The 467-nt window shown below is 69.2% G+C and carries 1 protein-coding gene; it reads right to left on the bottom strand.

Going from position 1 to position 467, the window contains the following annotated elements; all coding sequences use genetic code 11:
- A partial coding sequence (locus tag HWX03_RS36630; RefSeq protein ID WP_175874674.1) for an ATP-binding cassette domain-containing protein occupies positions 1-467 on the bottom strand: 467 nt, incomplete at both ends.

The following is a 467-nucleotide window of genomic DNA, read 5'->3' as shown; positions in this document are numbered from 1 at the left end:
GACTTGATCGGCATGCGGCCCTGCGTCCACAGATCGAGCAGGTCGGTACGCAGCGTCTCGGCGGTCAGCACGTCGAGCGCGGAGAACGGCTCGTCCATCAGCAGAATGGTCGGATCGACGACGAGCGCACGCGCAAAGCCGACGCGCTGACGCATCCCGCCCGACAGCTCGCGCGGATACGCGTTCTCGAAACCGTCGAGACCAATCAGGTCGATCGCGGCCAGCGCACGCTCGCGCCGCTCGCGCGCGCCGACGCCGAGTGCCTCCAGCCCGGCTTCCACGTTCTGCAACACGGTGAGCCACGGGAACAGCGCGAAGGTCTGGAACACCATCGCGACGCCTTCGGCCGGGCCGCGCAGCGGCTGGCCGAGATAGGTCACTTCGCCGCCGGTCGGCTCGATCAGGCCGGCAATGATGCGCAGCAGCGTCGACTTGCCCGAGCCCGAGCGGCCGAGCAGGCCGACGAT

Origin of the sequence: Burkholderia sp. BCC0397, from assembly GCF_902832865.1 — a bacterium.
Taxonomy (GTDB): domain Bacteria; phylum Pseudomonadota; class Gammaproteobacteria; order Burkholderiales; family Burkholderiaceae; genus Burkholderia.
Note: the sequence above shows the minus strand (reverse complement) of the source record. Positions and strands in the feature narration are given on the sequence as shown.